The following is an 18,378-nucleotide window of genomic DNA, read 5'->3' as shown; positions in this document are numbered from 1 at the left end:
AGAATAATGAATCCTTTTATCGAAGAATTAAAATGGCGCGGCCTTTACGCCGACATGATGCCAGGAACCGAAGATCAACTCAATAAAGAGATGACCTCTGCCTATATCGGGTTTGACCCCACGGCCGATTCTTTGCACATAGGGAGTCTTATTCCCATTAAAGTTCTTGCTCATTTCCAGCAGCATGGCCACAAGCCCATCGCACTTGTGGGTGGAGCGACAGGTATGATTGGTGACCCTTCTGGGAAATCCTCGGAAAGGAACCTTTTGGACGAGGCGACCCTTAATCACTATGTAGAATGTTTGAAAGGCCAGCTTTCTCGTTTCCTAGACTTTGAAGGTTCAGGAGAGAATCGTGCAGAATTGGTGAACAACTATGACTGGATGAAGGAAGTTACCTTTCTAGATTTCGTTAAAGACATCGGAAAGCATTTAACGGTTAATTACATGATGGCGAAAGACTCTGTAAAAAAGCGTTTTTCAGGCCAAGACGGTGCTGACGGAATGAGTTTTACTGAATTCACTTACCAACTATTGCAAGGATATGATTTCCTGCACTTATACAAAGAGAAGAATGTAAAACTACAAATGGGCGGTTCCGACCAGTGGGGAAACATCACCACAGGATCCGAACTAATCCGTAGAAAAGTGCAAGGAGAAGCCTTCGCCTTAACGGTGCCCCTCATTACCAAAGCGGACGGAACTAAATTTGGAAAATCAGAAAGCGGTGAAAATTACTGGCTCGATAAAAAAAGAACCTCCCCGTATAAATTTTACCAATTTTGGTTAAATTCAAGCGATCAGGATAGTGAGCGCTTTATTAAGTTCTACACGTTTTTAGATCAACAGACCATTACGGATTTAATTACCCTTCATAAAGAAGCCCCGCACGAGCGCAAACTTCAAAAGACCTTGGCGAAGGAAGTCACCACGTGGGTGCACGGAGAGCAAGAATACGAGAAGGCGGTTAAAGCCTCTGAGATTCTCTTTGGACGTTCCACGGCCTCTGACTTAGTTGAACTTGAAGAAGAAACTTTTTTGGAAGTTTTTGAAGGGGTTCCTCAAAAAGAAGTTTCAAAAGCAGATCTTTTTGATAGTAACTTAACCGATGTTTTATCGGAGTTGAGTGGCTTTTTAAAATCCAAAAGCGAAGCACAAAGAGAACTAAAAGGACAAAGTATTTCGGTCAACAAAGTGAAAGTGGATGCCGAGTTTCAATGCACGGAAAGCGATTTAATCGATGGGAAATTCCTTTTGCTACAGAAAGGGAAAAAGAATTACTTCATTCTTAAAGCAATCTAACTAGTCTTTTCACAAGAAATATACAAACTAAGCCGAATCGTAAAAAATTCGGCTTTTTAACTTCGTAGCCAAATGTAAGGGACAATGATTCTCTCTCTTTTTAAAGAAAATCTTTACCTTTGGGCTATGGTATTAGATCACTTAGTAAGGGAACCTGAAACAATCACTCCCGCTACCCCCATATTATTTTTACTCCACGGCTATGGAAGCCACGAGGAGGACCTTTTTGCTTTTACACCGGACTTACCCTCGGACTGGATCATTGTAAGCTTTAGAGCGCCGTTAAACGCCCCCATTGAGGGCTACGCATGGTATTCGATTGACTTCATGGATCTGGAACGTCTGGTGGATGTTCCTGAGGCAACCGATTCTCTCAATGCCGTGATGAACTCGATTAAAGAAATTCGAGAACGCTATAAGCTTGACAATACGACCCCATCGCATTTGTGCGGGTTTAGTCAAGGGGGAATTCTAAGTTATGCCCTCTCCCTTACTTATCCAGAGCAATTCTCAAAAGTAGCTTTGCTTTCTGCTTATCCCGAAAATAGACTTCTGACCCAAAGAGTCAAAGAAAAAAAGCGTTTGGAACACCTTCGCTTTTTCGTATCTCATGGAACTGACGATGTCACAATTCCTTTAGAATGGGGCTCAAAAGGAGCAGAAATGCTTTATGATTTTGGATGCTATTTCACTTTCCGTGAATATGTAAGTGGACACGGCGTAAACCAAAAGAACTACAAAGATTTAATGGAGTTTTTTGAATCGTAAAACCAAAAAGATGAAATTTTTACCCCTTCTCATGGCGATTGGAATGCTTGGCACGGCCACAGCGCAAGAGCATTCAAGTTCTACAAGAGAAAAAAACGTTCATATTCTCTCTGAGAACTTTAAAATTCCTCAATTAAATCGAGAACGAAGAATTTGGATCTATCTACCTCCTTCGTATACCTCATCGAATAAAAAGTTTCCAGTTCTATACTTGCACGATGGACAAAACCTTTTTGACAAGGCCACATCCTATGCAGGGGAATGGGGAGTAGACGAGACGCTTAATACCCTTTCGAAAGAAGGATATGCTGAGAGTATTGTCGTAGGGATAGACAACGGAGGAGAAAAACGGATGGATGAACTCTCTCCTTTTAAAAACGAAGAGTACAAAGCAGGAGGAAGCGGAGATGAATATCTCGCCTTTGTCGTGGAGACTTTAAAACCTTATATTGATTCTCATTACCGTACTAAAGCTTCACGCAAGAATACGACCCTTGGTGGAAGTTCTTTAGGTGCACTAATATCGGTTTACGGCGGTGTGAAATACCCCGATACTTTTGGAAACATCCTCGCTTTTAGTTCCGCATTTTGGTTCAATCGTGAACCTTTAATGACCTATATAAAAGAATCGGATCACTCGCTGAGGAAACAGCGATACTATTTCATTGAAGGGGAAAAGGAATCCTTTGACATGGGAAAAGACACCTCAAAGGTGATTACTTTACTAAAAGATAGAGGAGTAAAAACGAAAAACATGTATTACAAAGTTCACCCTGATGGGAAACACAACGAAGCGTACTGGAATCGTGAGTTTCCAGGAGCTTATAAGTGGTTACACTAAAGGTCGTATCCGTTCGGATGCTGCTCTTTAAGCGCCTGCACAGTTCCAAGTACTTTGGTCTCTAGTCCTTTTTGATACTCTGAAAGTCTATTCGAGATAGCCTCATCAAAACTGCCGATAATTTTTGCAGCCAAAAGACCTGCATTCACTGCGCCGTCCAATCCGACGGTGGCTACTGGAATCCCAGCTGGCATTTGAAGAATGGAAAGGATGGAGTCCCATCCGTCAATTGAATTGCTTGAATGAATAGGCACCCCAATTACTGGCAATGTGGTTTCACTCGCGACCATTCCTGGCAAATGGGCAGCGCCCCCTGCTCCTGCAATAATCACACGAAGTCCTCTTTCTTTCGCTCTTGAGGCGTAATCAAACATTCTTTTAGGGGTACGATGCGCCGACACAACGGTCAATTCATAAGGGACCTCAAGGGTTTTTAATATGTCTGCTGCACCTTGCATAATTCTAAGATCGCTCTGCGAACCCATGATGATTCCTACCATATCTACTTGTTTAGTTTTCAAAGATAATGAAAATATAAAAAAATTAGGCTACCAAACGAATGCGCGGAAGTGGCCATTTAAATAGCTTGTAAATTAAAATCAGCAAAACCCCGATGGACCTACCAAAAAAAACGGAGTCCTATTTCGAAATCACTCGTACTACTTTCTTCAGCTCTAAGAGCTCCTGGATTAACTCTTCTCTATTTTCCGCAACCACGTTCACGTGTCCCATTTTACGACCTGGTTTCGTCTCTGTCTTGCCATAAAGGTGAACATACGTATTGGGTCTAGAAAGGAGATTGTCTAGTCCTTCGTAGAGAACAGGTCCTGAATACCCTGCCTCTCCTACTAAATTTAACATGCCGGAATAGCCTTTTTCCTTGGTACTGGCTAACGGAAGATTTTTAAGCACTCGATACATCTGCTCAAACTGGGAATTAAAATTCCCCTCTTGCGTTTGGTGCCCTGAGTTATGAAGCCTTGGCGCAGTTTCATTTACCCAAACTTTCCCCTTTTTATCTAAAAAGAGTTCAATAGCAAATAAGCCGGGAGATTCTGCAGCTTGAAGGAATTGCTTTGCAATCATTTCAATTTGGGAGGCTGCATCCAAAGAAATGTCGCTTGGACAAAGATTAAAATCAAGTAAGTTTAGAACGGGATCTGCAAGCATTTCCGTGACAGGGAAAACCGCCACTTCTCCCTTTTGATTGCGAGCTACAATGACGGAAAGTTCTTTTTCAATATCGACCAGGGATTCAATCACAGAGGGGGCATCCCATAGTTTTTCTAAATCTTCCTCTGAACGAATCACTTGAACGCCCTTGCCATCGTACCCGCCTGTATTGAGCTTTTGTACGAAAGGGAATTCAAAATCGATTTCTGTTTTAGACTGCACAGCTTGAAATTTAGGAGACGGAATTCCCTTCTCCTTGTAAAACTCTTTTTGCAGAATTTTTTGTTGGATAATCTGAATGATTCTAGGTCTAGGGATTACCTCGACTCCTGTTTTTTCCAGTTCAAAGAGCGCTTCGACGTTCACATGCTCAATCTCAATGGACACCACGTCTTTCCCCTCTCCAAAGTCTAGAACCGTTTGATAGTTATTAAAATCGCCCTGCGTAAAATCAGAAATCGTGTGGCAAGGTGCATCCTTAGCGGGATCGAGCGTGAACCACTGATCGTCGTATTTTAAAGCTTCTTGAATGAGCATTCGTCCGAGCTGGCCTCCGCCTAATAATCCTATTTTCATTCCTCTATGAATTTACGGTTGTCTCTAATTTTCTATTAATCTTCTTTTTTGAAAGGGTTAAAAAACCATTTCGTCTTTTACAATGCCTCCTTTTTGGGTGAGTGGCTTTAACCTGGTTTCAATAAAGGTGGTGATGGCCTCTCTAGATTCGTTCTGTGGGAAAAGCAAATGGACATTCGCTCCTGCATCTAAAGTGAAAAAAAGGGGATGTCCCGTTTCTTTTCTGAAATTCCAAATTTCATTAATCACCTCAAGAGTTCCCGACTTCATTAAAAGATAAGCCGGATTACTCATCATCATGAGCGCATGAAGAGTAAGAGCCTCATGCTCCACAAGTTTAATGAAAGCCTGTAGATCCCCTGCTTTTAATATTCTTAAGAGTTCACTTAAGTTCTCTCTTGCTTCTTCAAAGCGACGCTCTGCATAAGGATGGTCGTTCATAAGGGAATGTCCGACTGTAGAACTTACACTTTTCTCACCTTCGTGAATTAATAGAACCCAATCGTTAAAGGATCTAAAGAGGGGATGAACTTCGCTAGAAGGATAAGGAAGTCCGTAAAGAGAGGAGCTTTTTTCCATTTCTGGGATTTCTCCCCAAACCACAAGTCCTTCGTGCAGACTTCGAGCGGCACTTCCACTTCCGAGTCTGGCTAAGAAACTAGCCTTTTGGAGACTCTGTTCTTGGGAAAGGGTAGATCCAAACTTCTCATCTAGAGCCATCAGACATTTAGCTAAGGCTGCAAATCCAGAGGCAGAAGACGCAATTCCCGAACTATGAGGAAAGGAGTTTTCTGTGTGGATTTCGTAGAACCCTTTTGTGATCCAAGGCAAATAAGCCTGAATGGTTTTAAAATAAGTTTCAATTTTCTTTGAAAATGCCGGGTTCTTTTCCCCTGCTAGATAGAGCTCCACCCCAAAAGGCTTCTCCGTATCAAAACTCATTTCCGTTTGGGTGTTGCAATTCTTAAGCGTGTAGCTAATGCTTGGATTCGCTGGAATTTGCCCTGCGTATTTCCCCCAATATTTCACAAGGGCAATATTGCTGGGAGCCATTTGTTTTACACTTGTTGAAAAAACCTTTGCCTCAAACAAGGCCAAAAATTCGGTATGCATTTCTTTTTCTATTTGATTCAAACTTGTCTCTTTCTGGAAGGACTTAAGCTTTGTACAATTTCTCAATTTCTGTATGGTACTTCTCGAGCACCACTTTTCTTTTGACTTTTAAAGTCGGGGTAATCTCACCCGACTCAATTTCAAATTCTTTTGGAAGCAAAATGAATTTCTTGATTTTTTCATGACCTTGCAATCCCTTTTGCAACTCGCCAATTCTTTCGCTGTAATACTCGTGCAATCTAGAATTCTTGGTGACTTCTTCCCAATCTCCTGGGGTTATATTTAAACTTGTAAGTTTAGATTCAATCACTTCAAAATTAGGAACAACAATAGCACTTGCAAACGGTCGACCTTCTGCAATGAGCATCACTTGAGAGATATCCTCGTCATTCAAAAGTATATTTTCAATCAATTGGGGAGCTAAGTACTTCCCGTTGGAGGTTTTCATTAAGTCCTTGATACGATCGGTAATGTAAAGATTCCCTTTTGAATCTATTTTCCCTGCATCGCCGGTTCGAAACCAACCGTCGGAAGTAAAAACATGATCGGTCTCCTCCGGTTTCTTGTAATATCCTTTCATAATTCCGGGACCTTTCACAAGAATTTCATCCTCTGGACCTATTTTGATTTCGGTTCCATTCAGGGGGATTCCACAAGAGCCGTGCTCATAGCGAGTACGAGGAAAAGCGGTAAGGGTCGCTGTGGTTTCGGTAAGTCCATACCCTACGGTCATAGGAATGCCTAGGGCCGCAAAAAACTTTGTCACTTCAGGAGAAATGGACGCTCCGCCGCAAGGCATAAACCATAGGTTTCCTCCCATTTTATTTTTAATCTTTTGAAACACTAAACCGTTCGCAATTGCATACTTTACACGAAGAGAAAGCGAAGGCTTTCCTTCCAATCGTAAAATCTCAGCGCGCTCCGTACCCGCTTTAAGTGCCCAAGCAAAGAGCTTTTTCTTTACAGGTGAGGATTTCTCCACCATCCCGTGAACGCCTGCATAGATTTTCTGATAGAAGCGTGGAACCGCGCACATAAGGGTGGGCTTTACCTCCGTAAGCGCAGAGGCTATCAATTTGGTATTTTCTAAGAAACTTACTTTGGCAGCCCCTGTAAGGCAAAGCAAAGTCCAGCTTCTTTCGAAGACATGCGTTAAAGGCAGAAATGCAAGCGAATGCTCCTTTTCAAAGGATTGAAATTTAAAAAACTCAAAATGCGCCGCGATGGCCTTTGTGAAATTTCCGTGGGTGAGCATCACTCCTTTCGGTTCTCCTGTGGTTCCAGAGGTATAAATAAGGGTCGCTAGATCTTCGTGCTCTTTTGGCTCAATCTCTAAGGTTTCGCTCGCCTTTTTAATGAACTCGTCTAGGTAAACACTTTTGGTTTTCTTCGTCCAAATTCTCTTCTTGGCCAAAATAAGCTGTTCGATTTCTAGGCCATTTTCCATTAAATCAAAAGCCAGATCATACTGCTCTTGGTTTCCGACAAGTAGGACGCGAACCTTGGCTTCCTGCAGGATGTAAGAAACCTGCTCTGCATTCGCGGTCGAATAAAGCGGAACGCTCACGGCCCCTAAGGCCATTGTAGCTAAATCAAAAACAATCCATTCTGCAGAATTGTCGGAATAAATTCCGACATGATCTCCGTTTTTAATTCCAAACTCTTTTAAGGCGTTGGCCGTTTTGTACACGATACGAGAAAAATCCATCCAAGAAAGCTCCTTCCACTCCTCGTCTTTTTTAAAGCCAATCGCCGGACGCGTGGGATATTTCTGGGTGTTTGCTTTTAGAAATTCAGTTACATTCATAAAAGTGAGGATTTGTCTTTGTTTATATAATGATCAAGATGGTAATTAAGGCTTTCTTCTACCGGTATGAACTCAAAATTAAATTCGTTCTTAAACTGTTCGCTGCTCACTTTGCTGCTCGAACAAAGGGCTTTTACATTTACGGAATTGAGCATTCGTAGCGATGGAACAAGCCACCCTAATAGGAACTGAAGTCCTACGCCTAGTTTTAAAACAAAGGCAGGTAAAACTTTGGCCTCTTTTTTTTGGAAGGCTGCCCGTATATGATTCGCAACCCACAGATTGGGTTTGCTTTCTGAAACAAGTATATAGCGCTCATTCTTCGGCTCTGAGTTCATTAAGAGGCGAGACGCTTTAGAGACGTCCCTTACATCGACATAACTGGAAATGCCTGGAGGAGCAAAAGGCAAGTCTTTATAACGAGAATAAAGCTCTCCGCTGCTTTGCTTCCAGTTTCCGGAACCGAGAATGATTCCTGGATTCACCACAATTACTCTTAAGCCTTCTGCTGAAGCGCGCATGACTTCCAACTCTGCCATGTGTTTTGAAATTGCGTACGAAGAATGGGTAAGTTTGGGATTAAAATCACACGTTTCGTCCACTTCTCCCTCTGCATTATGCCCGTCTAAAACCGCAATGGAGCTCACGTGTAAAAGAGACTCTACCTGTGAATTTTCGATCGCATAAAGAAGGTTTTGGATTCCCTCTGCGTTGGTCTGATAAATCTTTTCTTCTTTCCTGGGATCAAAAGAAACTTCTCCCATGCAGTGGTAAACACTTTTTACGCCTACAAGAGCTTTTTCCAGGGTATCGAGGTCCTTAAAATCCACCTCTACCCACTCAATTTGCTCCCAGAGCTTTTGCGTTCCCCCGTGGTATAAGAAAAAAGCATCTTTAACGGCCCTTAGGTCACTTGAGGCGCGGCAAAGAGCACGAACCTCTTGTGCTTCGCGAATAAGATCAAACACGAGGACTCGACCTAGTAGACCTGTGGCGCCGGTAACTGCAATCATGGGGCGTAAAATTTTAAATTTTGCGTTCTTGGCAAAGATAATTAAAAAACCCCGAAGCAGCGTACTTTAGCCATTCTTACCTTCGAGCTAAAAACCAATACAAAACAAGGTTTTCGTTTCCCTTCTCTGCCCTCTGTTTGCTGTCTTCCCTTCTCGTAAAGGAGAGACGGATTAAGCGAAATAAGTAGGGCTAAGATACCGAAGGGACCGAAAGAAATTCAAAGACTTCTTTATTGAAATCCACCGGATTTTCACTTTGCACCCAATGCCCTGCTTTCGGGACTTCGACTACTTTTGAATTTGGGAATTGCTGCTTAATTTGAAAGGAATCTTGTGGAAGAAGATAATTGGATTTTTCTCCTTTGACAAACAAGGTAGGACCCTCAAAAACGCCGTATCGAATGGGATTGCCTACGAGATCATGGTATTTCTCCGTTAAGACTTTCAAATTAAATCGCCAGGAAAGTAGTCCGGGCTCTTTCCAAGTTAAATTCTTTGCCAAAAACTGAATGACGGACTTTTCCAGTCCGTGGTTTACGAGGATCGAATCGACGTCTTGCCGCGAAAGTCCCGGTTGAAAATCCACACTGTTGAGCGCTTTTAAAATCGCTTGGTGGTGAGGCGGATAGGCTTTAGGTCCCATATCCACTACAATGAGTTTCTCCACAAGCTCAGGATAAAGAATAGAGAACTGCATCACGGCTTTTCCCCCTAAGGAATGTCCAAGCAAAATGACTTTCTCCATTTGATGGCTCTCCATGTACGTACGAATGTCCTCTGCCATTAAATCATGGCTAATTTCCGCAGAGTGAAAGCTCTTGCCATGGTTACGAAGATCGATCAAATGCACAGGGAAATACTCCCCTAGAGCTTTTCCAAAACTTCCCCAATTGTCTAGCATGCCAAAAAGACCATGAAAAACAAGTACAGGAGTTGTCTCAAGCTGACTGCCGTATATTTTTGAATTAAGAATTTCCATTGTTCTAATTTACCCCTGCAAGTCGCAAGGCCTATTTAAAGTGAAAAAAAAAAAGGAATTAAGAGAGTCTTTTCAGGTAGGCTTGTATGGTGTTTTCAAGTCCCATATAAAGCGCTTCTGAAATCAAAGCATGTCCAATCGAGACTTCCAGAAGTCCCGGAAGATTCTGCTTAAAGTACTGAAGATTCTCTAGCGAAAGATCGTGCCCCGCATTGATTCCAAGACCAAATTCCTGAGCTCGTAGAGCAGTCTCGATGTAAGGCGCTAGTGCCTTTTCTCTATTTTGGGCATACCCAGAAGCGTACGCTTCTGTGTAAAGTTCAATTCGATCGGTCCCCGTGGAAAAAGCGGCCTCGACCATGTCTGGATTTGGATCCAAAAAGATGGAAGTCCGAATTCCTGCCTTTTTAAACTCGGCAATGACTTCTGTTAAAAAGTCTTTGTGCGTCACGCAGTCCCACCCTTGATTGGAGGTGATTGCATCGGGCAAATCGGGAACCAGGGTTACTTGCTCAGGTTTCACCTTCTTTACCATGTCGATAAAAAAGGATTCGGGATTGCCCTCAATATTAAACTCCGTATACACCAGGGGCTTTAGGTCATAAACATCTTTGCGGGTAATGTGCCTTTCGTCTGGTCTTGGATGAATCGTAATCCCCTGGGCTCCAAATGATTGAATTTTTTTCGCAGCCTCGGTAACGCTCGGGGTATCGGCCCCTCTTGCATTGCGAATGGTCGCTATTTTGTTAATGTTAACACTTAATTTTGTCATGATTCTCTATGCATTGAACGCAGTGAATTAATCCCATTAAATTCCTCTGGAATCTAGTAGTAACTTACCTGCGAAATTTCTAGTTCGAAAAGTTTTGCTGCCGTTAGCAAATGGTCAAAAATATCGGCTTGTATGGTTTCAAAATCGGTAAGTCCTGCTTTGTTTGCAAAACAATAGACCTCTAGAGGAAGTCCCTGCGGCGTGTTCTCTAGCTGACGCACGAGGATCATTTCGTCGGGATCAATATCCGGATCTTGCTTCAAATACTCCAGAGCATATTTTCGAAAGACGCCAATATTGGTAAGTTGTCTTCCGTTAATGGCTTCTGCTGGGTTCGGATGCGCTTGCTTTTCTTTTTCAATTTCGAGGGAAACATTCTCAAGATAGTGAGATAATAAATTCACTTTCTTGAGCTGGCCTAAAAGCTCTTGATCAATAAATTTAAAAGAATTAATGTTAAAGATAATGGAGCGCTTTATTCTTCGCTTGTTCCCTTCCGCCATGATCTGATTGTTCCGAATTTCCGTGGAAAGCAAATCATAGGTAGGAATAGTAGAAATCGTTTTGTCGAAGTTTGCAATTTTGGTCGTAATAATATTAATGTCCTCAATGATCCCCTCTAGGTTGTATTTGGGAATCCCGATCCAGTCTCCCACCTTTAAGCTTTTCGAGGTCGCGACATGAATCCCGGTCATAAACCCAAGGATCGTATCTCGGAACACGAGAACAAGTACCGCCGTAATCGCACCTAGACTGGTTAGAATGGTCGTGGCTTTAATTCCAAAGATGACACTTATTGCCAGCAGAGTAAAGATAAAAATCCCTACCGTTTTTAAGGTTTGAGAAATAGCATTAATCGCTACAATGCGGTAATAATCACCCTTATAGGTGTAATAATATTGAATTGCTTTTAAGAATCGGGCCGCTAAATTGGCAATGACCACCACAATCACTAGACCTATGATTCTCTCTAGGTATTGGTGACTGTACTTATGTCTCCAGAAAACGGAATACAAAGCCATCTGCGCAAAGGAAAGAGTGATCAGGTGAGCAAGGGAATAGGTGATCCTCGATTGAGAAATCGCTTTTATTAAAGGATAGACCTTTTCGTTCGAAAATTGACGAAACACAAAGCTAACGACATGCTTTAATAGGAAATCTAACACAAAGACCAAAAGTCCTAAAAACAGAAACTTGGCCAGCACCTGAAGCATCCATCCATCATAGATGTAATCTTTCACAAAATAATGAATCTTGTCGCTGATTAGCTGCAGTAAATCGAGGGTTTTATTTAATTCTTGCTCCACGAGTACAAAATTAACGAAATCGCTTGTGAATTCCTTGCAATTCTGTAAATTTAACGATAATTTGAGAATATGGACTACGGAATTATCGTACTTATTAGCCTTGTTTTGCTTGTGGTAGGCCTACTAGGAACCTTTCTACCGGTACTTCCGGGACTGCTTCTAAGTCTTTGCGGACTGTTAATTTATAAATTCGGAACCGACGCAAGTCTTTCCATGACTTTTGTTTGGATCTTTTCCTTTCTGACCGTGGTTGCAGTGATCCTAAATTATGTAATTCCGGCTAGGACCACCCGAAAATACGGTGGAACGCGATGGGGCTCCATTGGCTCCGTGATTGGTACTTTTGTGGGACTCTTGTTTATACCGGTTCCTTTTGGTTTTTTAATTGGTATGTTTTTAGGCGTCTTCGTCGGCGAGCTTTTGCACGATCGAACCGACACCAAGAAAGCGGTTCGATCCATGAAAGGCGCTTTAATAGGCTTCTTTTACGGAACAGGATTTAATTTTGTGGTAGCGCTCGCCATGTTATTTGTAGTTGTGTACGATCTCTTTTAATTTTAAAAACCCCTTAGAGATGAATGCCATTAAAAATTCAATTAGCCGCAGTTTTACTTTTGTCCTATTTGTGCTCGCTCTCACTTTATTTTTAGCAAGCTGCCAATCTAGAAAAAAAGCAGAAACCCCATCTCCAAGCACCACTCAAAAAGATACGCCCCAAAGCCAAACGCTCACTTTAGAACTAGCGAAGTCGGGCACTCTTAAATTCTCTACGGAAGGAAACAGGGAAGATGTCGTTTTCCTTGAATTCGCAAAAGTCGTAGGAGACAGTAGATGTCCCTTAGATGTCAACTGTGTTTGGGCCGGAAATGTACAAATCGCAGTTAACATAGCGGTAAATGATACGAAAAACGATTGGCGAATCCTCTCCATTGGAGCCAAAGCCCTCTCCAAACTTGAATTCGAGGGCTATACCTTTGAGCTTGTCGAGGTAAATCCTTATCCCAAAACTCAACTGGAAAAAAATGCGCTTCCTTATTCTGCAAAAATTAAGGTGTACCCGACGCCTATAACCAATCCATAGGAGCAAGCCCCCTAGCCTCTAAATCCGCATTGATCTTTGAAAAAACTTTGCTTCCAAAAAAGCCTCGATAGGCTGAGAGTGGCGAAGGGTGGGCACTTTGAAGGACCAAGTGCTTGGTGGAATCAATAAGGGGCAATTTCTTTTGGGCCTGTGCGCCCCAGAGCACGAAAATAACGCGGTCTTTGTTCTTACTTAAATGGGAAAGAAATTGATCGGTGTACTTCTCCCATCCTAAAAACTGATGCGAGCCTGGACTTCCCTCACGAACACTCAGAACGGAGTTTAACAGAAGAACACCTTGTCTTGCCCACGGCTGCAAATCTCCAGAAACCCTCTCTATCCCAAGATCCGACTGAAGTTCCTTAAATATATTGCGAAGCGAAGGCGGAAGTTTTACGTTTTCATCCACAGAAAAACTAAGCCCGTTGGCTTGTCCTACTCCATGGTAAGGATCTTGCCCTACAATCACCACTTTTACTTCTTCAAACGGTGTGATTTCAAGCGCCCGAAACAGGTGCTCTTTCTTAGGATAAACGGTGGCTTTCTCATACTCTAAATCAAGAGCACTTCGAAGTTCTTGGTACTGAGCATCCGATTCTAAGGACTCTAAAAGCGTGTTCCAACTGTTCATAAGGCAATAAGCGAGGTTTCGAGTTTCAAAGATAAGCACAAGGCGGAAACTAAAAAAAGGAAAAACCGTAAGTTTTGCTATTTTTGCACTGTGCAAATAAAAACCGACGATTTAATCGAACTGGAATTTCCAGAACTGCTTTCTCAGATTGCGCCCTTTGCGTATTCTCCTTATGTGGCGGAGCAAATCATGGAGCTTTTGCCTTTGCCTTTTGAAGAGGCACAAAGAGCTCTAAAGAAGACCTCTGAATACCTGACCAGTTTTCAGAGTCAAAACGCCATTCCTTTTTCAGAGTATCCAAACCTGGAACAGGATTTAAAGCATATCAAGATTGAGAACTTTCGTTTGGAAAACGCAGGGTTCATCCGAATTAAAACCCTAACCGAACAAATTGGGCGGCTAAAGAAATTCTTCCCTAGTGTTTCTCTCACTTTCCCCCTCCTTTTAGAAGAAGTGGAAAAACTCGATTACCAAAAAGAAATCGTAGACAAAATCGATCGAGTTTTTAACCGATTTGGGGAAGTCAAACAAGAAGCCTCCCCCGCTTTAAAGGAACTTCGAACCGAAATTCAGCATGCACAAAAAGCAATTCAAGAGAATTTCAATCGCGCACTTGTCACCTACGGAGGACAGGACCTTCTGGACGATATCCGGGAAACAATTATCGACGACCAAAGGGTACTCGCGGTCAAATCTGGATTCAAAAAAAGAGTCCCCGGACCCACCCTTGGGGTTTCCAAAACCGGCTCTATATCTTACATCCAACCCGAAAGTGTTCAAAAACACCAATTTCGTCTTCGCGAAGCCAAAGACGAAGAGAAAAAAGAAATTGACCGTATCCTTCGCGCCTTAACCGCGGAACTAGCTCCCTTTGAGGAGGTTCTTGCCCAGTACCAAGCCTATGCTTTTGACTTAGATCTTACGCAGGCAAAGGCAAGATTTGCAGAATTGACAAATTCGGTGCTCCCGAAATTAAACGCTCACCGAACGCTTCGTTTAAAAGACGCCTTCCATCCACTGCTATATTTAAAGAATAAGAAAAAAGGAGAAACCATTTTTCCGCAGTCTCTTACTTTAACGGAACAAAACCGGATCCTTTGTATTTCGGGACCGAACGCCGGTGGAAAATCCATTACGCTTAAGACCGTGGGCCTTTTGCAACTCATGATTCAAAGTGGAATCATGGTTCCAGTGCATCCTAAAAGTGAGATGTTCTTTTTTGAAAAGATGGCCTCGGATATTGGAGACAACCAGTCCATTGAAAACCACCTCTCGACCTACTCCTCTCGTCTTAAAAAGATGGCAGGAATCATAAAGGAGGCCGATCAAAACACCCTTTTGCTCATTGATGAATTTGGAACCGGATCCGACCCTGAACTAGGAGGTGCTCTGGCAGAGAGTTTCCTTGAATTCTTTTATCAAAAGAGAAGTTTCGCCATTATAACGACGCACTATACAAACATTAAACTCTTAGTTGAAAGCTTACCGGACGCCCAAAATGCGGCGATGCTTTTTGATGAGAGAACTTTTACTCCTCTCTATAAATTGGAAGTAGGTCAGGCCGGCAGCTCTTTCACGTTTGAAGTTGCAGAGAAAAATAAAATTCCACGATTCATCTTAAATTCGGCCCGAAAAAAAGTAGAAAAAGATGTGGTGAACCTCGATAAGACCATCGTCAAACTTCAACAAGAAAAGTTTGAAGTCGAGAAACTCAAATCCAATCTGGCTCAAACGAAGGAATCCAGTGAGGCTAAAAAAGAAAACCTGCAAAAGCTAAATGAGCAGATGCAGCAAAAGCTCTACAATTTTCAGAAACTATACGATACTGAGCACCGAAAACTTCAGTTTGGTTCCCGCATAGAAGAGTTCATAAAGAGCTACACAAAGGGCAAGGCTAGAAAAGAAGTGGTAAAAGATTTTGTCAAACTCTTAGAACAAGAAAAATTCAAATCCACTGAATCCGACAAAGACGAAACGAAACGCCTTCAAGTGATTAAGCGTAAAGTCACCCAACAGCTTAAAAACAAAGACATTCAGGAGAAAATCGTAGAAACCAACGAGAAAATCGAAAAGCGCAGTCAGGACGAAAGAAACCTGTGGTTAAAACCAGGGCAAAAGGTCCGAATCATTGGTTCTTCTAGTGTGGGTACCATTGAGAAGCTCGATAAGAAAAAAGCAATTGTGAATTTTGGGCATTTGAAGACTACGATTGATTCCGATCGACTCGAACGAATCTAAGAAAGAAGTTTACCATTGGATATGGACTCCTCAAGAAGGCACTAATTATTAGGCCGCTAATAAATAAAATCACCATCATTAGCTACAAAAATTTTCATTTACAGGCAAATAAATATCAGAAAATTAGGTATATTAGCACTGATATTTACGATCTAGTGATTTTTTCAATTACCCGATACGAAAGAGGAGAAAATATAGAAACTATTTAGAACAAATAGCATTATTCATACTAATCACTTTCCTCAATATGATCTTAAAACAATAAAATTTCAAATAAAAAAATAAACCTATAGGTTGATTATATGGAAATAGTTAGTATCTTTGCGGCAGATTTATTTGCTATTACCTTTCCTAATCAATCATTAGATGAATATAACAGAGCATTAGATGAATGGACAGATGTAGAATATTTAAAAAAGTTCTATGAAGACAATATCAAACTAATCGAAAATAACGAGTATTTTCCAGTTCATAATTTATTTGAGTTTGTAGAATTTATAAAGAAAAACACAGATGCTTTTGACAACAGTCTTGTTAATGCAGCGGCTGAAGGGAGTACAATAAATAATTTTGAGTCATTTTATAAAGGTGTAAGTGTTTACGAAATTCTACCCCATAAAAAAGCAAAATATCAGGTTTTAAGATTATATGGCATACAATTAGGTAGCATTATTATAATAGCAGGAAGTGCAATAAAATTGTCACAAGAAAACAGCGGACATATATTAACTGAAAAACAAGAAATTAAGCTAAGGTCACTTCAGGATTTCTTAAGAGACAACTCCATTACAGACGAAGATTCATTCTTCGATTATCTTTCTGAACAACAACAATATGACTAGTAAAGAAAAATATTTCCTTAAAACTGCAGGTAGAGAAACACAAGCAGTTAAATTAGCAAAAGAGAGAATTAAAAACCGCGAGTGGTTAAAAGAATCTCAACGGTTAGCAGTTAGAATAATGTTAAAATTAGACGATCTAAAACTAACCCAGAGAGACTTAGCTTCAATGTTAAATGTAACACCACAATACGTAAATAAGCTTTTAAAAGGGAAAGAAAAGTTTGGTTGGGAAATAATAGTTGCGTTGCAGAAAACTTTAGATATGCCTATTCTTTATAGTTATGAGCAAGAATTAGAAATGACCACAAAATCATATATTAACGAAATCGTGATAAAACGAAGTACTACTTTACCTTCAGCCAAAAAAGAGTTAGAGGTTCCAACAAAATGCAAAATAATTCCATTATTTGGCACCAAGAGTAACGAATACGAAAGTTATCAACCTGCATTTGAAATGTAAATGAAAATGAAACAAAATATTGATTTTCAACTTATTAAAATTGAAAATCCAGAATTTGCGATATTAGAGCCTTCGTATGACGACGTAAAGAGAATTAAGGTCAATACAGCTTTGCGTTTCAGTATTTCAGACCCCCATAACATGATTACTTGTCAAGTTATTATTGAATATATTTCACATGATTCAAAGAAATTATTAAAACTACAGACAGACAATCATTTTAAAGTAAAGCCTAATGATTGGGCTAAATTTAAAACGGAAAACATGATAACACTCCCTAAAGGTTTTCTCGCACACTTAGCAACAATCTCTGTGGGTAATACCAGAGGAGTTTTATTTAGTAAATCGGAAAACACATTTTATAATCGATTTCTTTTACCTTTAATTAATGTTGTAGAAATGATTCCAGAAGATGAGATTATTGAAATAAAGAACTAGACGAAAATTTCAATTCAAATTGTCTAATTCTGAATTAACTTTATTATTCAACAGAAACCAGTATTGGATAAGTTATCAGGTGAGGAAGTGATTAATAGGTCAAACTATTTCTTCTTTCGATGAGTTGAACTGCTCACTTTTCATTTTCAAAAAACAGGTAAAGCAATTGTGAATTTTGGGCATTTGAAGACTACGATTGATTCCAATCGACTCGAACGAATCTAAGAAAGAAGTTTACCCTTGGAAATGGACTCCTCAAAAAGGTTTTCAAAAAGTTCACCCATTTCTACAGAGGCACGTCTAACAGCCTCGCCTACGATGCTTTCTACTTGACTTGCCTTGACCCCCGCTTCTGTCCAACTCTTTGCGCTCGTCGCGCAGTTTAAAAGAAAAGGCATAATCCGATCTACGGCGCAGGCAAAAATGGCATCAGGCGTATCTTCCGCTTCAAACTCCATCCATAGTTCGAGAAACTCCTCTCCTATGGGATTCTCTAAGATCCCAAATAGACTCTTGGCCGCCTCTAGTTCTCGCTCGTATTTTCCAGTCATTGCCTCGTTGTCAAACAAAAACGTATCCCCCGCTTTAATCTCTACGATGTCATGAATGGAGAGCATACGCAGTACACGCAAAAGTGAAATCGATTCTTTGTTTTTGGCATAGGGATACAGAATTTGGGCAAGCACCACAATTTGCCAACTATGCTCCGCTGTGTTTTCTCGACGAGATTCGTCTAGATTGTAATTCCTACGTTCCACACTTTTCAATGCGTCCATCGCGAGGATGAACTTAAGTTCATTTTGAAGTCCCATAGTACAATATTCGGAATTTTTGATTGAATCACCTTAAAAACTACACTATATATTTACCAAGTAATACAGTCCACTTTACAAAATTGCTTCACAGCAACCCAAAAATGAGAAAAAATCGCACTTTTCTCCCAATTCCCTCCATTTCAATTTTCGCTTCTAGAAAATAATACAAGTGATTACCAGTACTTTACATTTATTTGATAAATTATTTCACTACTTTGTATT

General features: G+C 40.9%; 19 protein-coding genes. 9 read left to right on the top strand and 10 right to left on the bottom strand.

Annotated features, from left to right (window positions below; translation table 11 throughout):
• Positions 1–6 precede the first annotated feature (6 nt).
• The 3 genes from tyrS to ACX3PZ_RS06380 all read left to right on the top strand — a co-directional run bounded on the left by tyrS (position 7) and on the right by ACX3PZ_RS06380 (position 2,911).
• Complete coding sequence (gene tyrS, locus ACX3PZ_RS06390) at positions 7–1,302, top strand: tyrosine--tRNA ligase (RefSeq protein ID WP_459112275.1); 1,296 nt, start codon at positions 7–9, stop codon at positions 1,300–1,302.
• A 126-nt stretch (positions 1,303–1,428) separates the two neighbouring features.
• Positions 1,429–2,070 carry an alpha/beta hydrolase gene (locus ACX3PZ_RS06385; RefSeq protein ID WP_459084013.1) on the top strand — a complete coding sequence of 214 codons (642 nt, stop codon included), beginning with the start codon at positions 1,429–1,431 and terminating at the stop codon, positions 2,068–2,070.
• 10 nt (positions 2,071–2,080) lie between these two features.
• Entirely contained in the window at positions 2,081–2,911 is an 831-nt protein-coding gene (locus ACX3PZ_RS06380; RefSeq protein WP_459112274.1) for an alpha/beta hydrolase, read from the top strand.
• Here ACX3PZ_RS06380 and purE read toward each other — a convergent pair.
• From purE to ACX3PZ_RS06340, 8 genes are all read right to left on the bottom strand, one after another.
• Positions 2,908–3,411 carry a 5-(carboxyamino)imidazole ribonucleotide mutase gene (gene purE / locus ACX3PZ_RS06375; protein ID WP_459084012.1) on the bottom strand — a complete coding sequence of 168 codons (504 nt, stop codon included), beginning with the start codon at positions 3,409–3,411 and terminating at the stop codon, positions 2,908–2,910. The genes ACX3PZ_RS06380 and purE overlap by 4 nt on opposite strands.
• Positions 3,412–3,550: 139 nt before the next feature.
• Complete coding sequence (locus ACX3PZ_RS06370; RefSeq protein ID WP_459112273.1) at positions 3,551–4,660, bottom strand: 5-(carboxyamino)imidazole ribonucleotide synthase; 1,110 nt, start codon at positions 4,658–4,660, stop codon at positions 3,551–3,553.
• A 57-nt stretch (positions 4,661–4,717) separates the two neighbouring features.
• A complete protein-coding gene (locus ACX3PZ_RS06365) occupies positions 4,718–5,773 on the bottom strand; it encodes a diphosphomevalonate decarboxylase (protein ID WP_459112272.1) in 1,056 nt (351 codons plus the stop codon).
• Positions 5,774–5,816: 43 nt separating this feature from the next.
• The gene (locus ACX3PZ_RS06360) at positions 5,817–7,580 is read right to left on the bottom strand and encodes an AMP-dependent synthetase/ligase (protein WP_459083667.1); all 1,764 of its coding nucleotides are present in this window, start codon (positions 7,578–7,580) and stop codon (positions 5,817–5,819) included.
• Positions 7,577–8,593 carry an NAD-dependent epimerase/dehydratase family protein gene (locus ACX3PZ_RS06355; RefSeq protein WP_459083666.1) on the bottom strand — a complete coding sequence of 339 codons (1,017 nt, stop codon included), beginning with the start codon at positions 8,591–8,593 and terminating at the stop codon, positions 7,577–7,579. The genes ACX3PZ_RS06360 and ACX3PZ_RS06355 overlap by 4 nt, the downstream gene beginning before the upstream one ends.
• 190 nt (positions 8,594–8,783) lie before the next feature.
• Positions 8,784–9,572: an alpha/beta fold hydrolase gene (locus ACX3PZ_RS06350; protein WP_459083665.1), complete on the bottom strand. Its 789-nt coding sequence runs from the start codon at positions 9,570–9,572 to the stop codon at positions 8,784–8,786.
• Positions 9,573–9,630: 58 nt separating this feature from the next.
• On the bottom strand, positions 9,631–10,344 hold the full coding sequence (locus ACX3PZ_RS06345; protein ID WP_459083664.1) for a pyridoxine 5'-phosphate synthase: 714 nt from the start codon (positions 10,342–10,344) through the stop codon (positions 9,631–9,633).
• Positions 10,345–10,397: 53 nt separating this feature from the next.
• Positions 10,398–11,651, bottom strand: coding sequence for a mechanosensitive ion channel family protein (locus ACX3PZ_RS06340; RefSeq protein ID WP_459083663.1), 1,254 nt, complete (start codon positions 11,649–11,651; stop codon positions 10,398–10,400).
• 69 nt (positions 11,652–11,720) lie between these two features.
• Between ACX3PZ_RS06340 and ACX3PZ_RS06335 the strand changes: the two genes are divergently transcribed.
• Together ACX3PZ_RS06335 and ACX3PZ_RS06330 are read left to right on the top strand one after the other, a co-directional pair.
• The gene (locus ACX3PZ_RS06335) at positions 11,721–12,206 is read left to right on the top strand and encodes a DUF456 domain-containing protein (protein ID WP_459083662.1); all 486 of its coding nucleotides are present in this window, start codon (positions 11,721–11,723) and stop codon (positions 12,204–12,206) included.
• 19 nt (positions 12,207–12,225) lie between these two features.
• The gene (locus tag ACX3PZ_RS06330; RefSeq protein ID WP_459083661.1) at positions 12,226–12,732 is read left to right on the top strand and encodes a hypothetical protein; all 507 of its coding nucleotides are present in this window, start codon (positions 12,226–12,228) and stop codon (positions 12,730–12,732) included.
• Here the strand turns inward: ACX3PZ_RS06330 and ACX3PZ_RS06325 are convergent.
• Positions 12,716–13,363: a uracil-DNA glycosylase gene (locus ACX3PZ_RS06325; RefSeq protein ID WP_459083660.1), complete on the bottom strand. Its 648-nt coding sequence runs from the start codon at positions 13,361–13,363 to the stop codon at positions 12,716–12,718. The genes ACX3PZ_RS06330 and ACX3PZ_RS06325 overlap by 17 nt on opposite strands.
• 90 nt (positions 13,364–13,453) lie before the next feature.
• Here ACX3PZ_RS06325 and ACX3PZ_RS06320 point away from each other — a divergent pair, with 90 nt between their 5' ends.
• From ACX3PZ_RS06320 to ACX3PZ_RS06305, 4 genes are all read left to right on the top strand, one after another.
• Complete coding sequence (locus tag ACX3PZ_RS06320) at positions 13,454–15,601, top strand: endonuclease MutS2 (protein WP_459083659.1); 2,148 nt, start codon at positions 13,454–13,456, stop codon at positions 15,599–15,601.
• 302 nt (positions 15,602–15,903) lie between these two features.
• A complete protein-coding gene (locus ACX3PZ_RS06315) occupies positions 15,904–16,443 on the top strand; it encodes a hypothetical protein (protein WP_459083658.1) in 540 nt (179 codons plus the stop codon).
• On the top strand, positions 16,436–16,903 hold the full coding sequence (locus ACX3PZ_RS06310) for a helix-turn-helix domain-containing protein (RefSeq protein ID WP_459083657.1): 468 nt from the start codon (positions 16,436–16,438) through the stop codon (positions 16,901–16,903). The genes ACX3PZ_RS06315 and ACX3PZ_RS06310 overlap by 8 nt, the downstream gene beginning before the upstream one ends.
• 6 nt (positions 16,904–16,909) lie before the next feature.
• Positions 16,910–17,341, top strand: a complete 432-nt coding sequence (locus tag ACX3PZ_RS06305; protein ID WP_459083656.1) for a hypothetical protein — start codon at positions 16,910–16,912, stop codon at positions 17,339–17,341.
• 221 nt (positions 17,342–17,562) lie between these two features.
• On the opposite strand, the gene ACX3PZ_RS06300 is transcribed toward ACX3PZ_RS06305, so the two are convergent.
• On the bottom strand, positions 17,563–18,153 hold the full coding sequence (locus ACX3PZ_RS06300) for an HD domain-containing protein (RefSeq protein ID WP_459083655.1): 591 nt from the start codon (positions 18,151–18,153) through the stop codon (positions 17,563–17,565).
• Positions 18,154–18,378: the final 225 nt, after the last annotated feature.

The sequence above is a fragment of the Chryseobacterium sp. A321 genome (assembly GCF_054489265.1).
This window is presented reverse-complemented; position numbering and strand designations above follow the sequence as displayed.

Excerpts from the sequence above, each read along its gene's own strand:
- tyrS (WP_459112275.1), top strand. The coding sequence starts at position 7 with ATGAATCCTTTTATCGAAGAATTAAAATGGCGCGGCCTTTACGCCGAC.
- ACX3PZ_RS06385 (WP_459084013.1), top strand. The coding sequence starts at position 1,429 with ATGGTATTAGATCACTTAGTAAGGGAACCTGAAACAATCACTCCCGCT.
- ACX3PZ_RS06380 (WP_459112274.1), top strand. The coding sequence starts at position 2,081 with ATGAAATTTTTACCCCTTCTCATGGCGATTGGAATGCTTGGCACGGCC.
- purE (WP_459084012.1), bottom strand. The coding sequence starts at position 3,411 with ATGGTAGGAATCATCATGGGTTCGCAGAGCGATCTTAGAATTATGCAA.
- ACX3PZ_RS06370 (WP_459112273.1), bottom strand. The coding sequence starts at position 4,660 with ATGAAAATAGGATTATTAGGCGGAGGCCAGCTCGGACGAATGCTCATT.
- ACX3PZ_RS06365 (WP_459112272.1), bottom strand. The coding sequence starts at position 5,773 with ATGCATACCGAATTTTTGGCCTTGTTTGAGGCAAAGGTTTTTTCAACA.
- ACX3PZ_RS06360 (WP_459083667.1), bottom strand. The coding sequence starts at position 7,580 with ATGAATGTAACTGAATTTCTAAAAGCAAACACCCAGAAATATCCCACG.
- ACX3PZ_RS06355 (WP_459083666.1), bottom strand. The coding sequence starts at position 8,593 with ATGATTGCAGTTACCGGCGCCACAGGTCTACTAGGTCGAGTCCTCGTG.
- ACX3PZ_RS06350 (WP_459083665.1), bottom strand. The coding sequence starts at position 9,572 with ATGGAAATTCTTAATTCAAAAATATACGGCAGTCAGCTTGAGACAACT.
- ACX3PZ_RS06345 (WP_459083664.1), bottom strand. The coding sequence starts at position 10,344 with ATGACAAAATTAAGTGTTAACATTAACAAAATAGCGACCATTCGCAAT.
- ACX3PZ_RS06335 (WP_459083662.1), top strand. The coding sequence starts at position 11,721 with ATGGACTACGGAATTATCGTACTTATTAGCCTTGTTTTGCTTGTGGTA.
- ACX3PZ_RS06330 (WP_459083661.1), top strand. The coding sequence starts at position 12,226 with ATGAATGCCATTAAAAATTCAATTAGCCGCAGTTTTACTTTTGTCCTA.
- ACX3PZ_RS06325 (WP_459083660.1), bottom strand. The coding sequence starts at position 13,363 with ATGAACAGTTGGAACACGCTTTTAGAGTCCTTAGAATCGGATGCTCAG.
- ACX3PZ_RS06315 (WP_459083658.1), top strand. The coding sequence starts at position 15,904 with ATGGAAATAGTTAGTATCTTTGCGGCAGATTTATTTGCTATTACCTTT.
- ACX3PZ_RS06310 (WP_459083657.1), top strand. The coding sequence starts at position 16,436 with ATGACTAGTAAAGAAAAATATTTCCTTAAAACTGCAGGTAGAGAAACA.
- ACX3PZ_RS06305 (WP_459083656.1), top strand. The coding sequence starts at position 16,910 with ATGAAACAAAATATTGATTTTCAACTTATTAAAATTGAAAATCCAGAA.
- ACX3PZ_RS06300 (WP_459083655.1), bottom strand. The coding sequence starts at position 18,153 with ATGGGACTTCAAAATGAACTTAAGTTCATCCTCGCGATGGACGCATTG.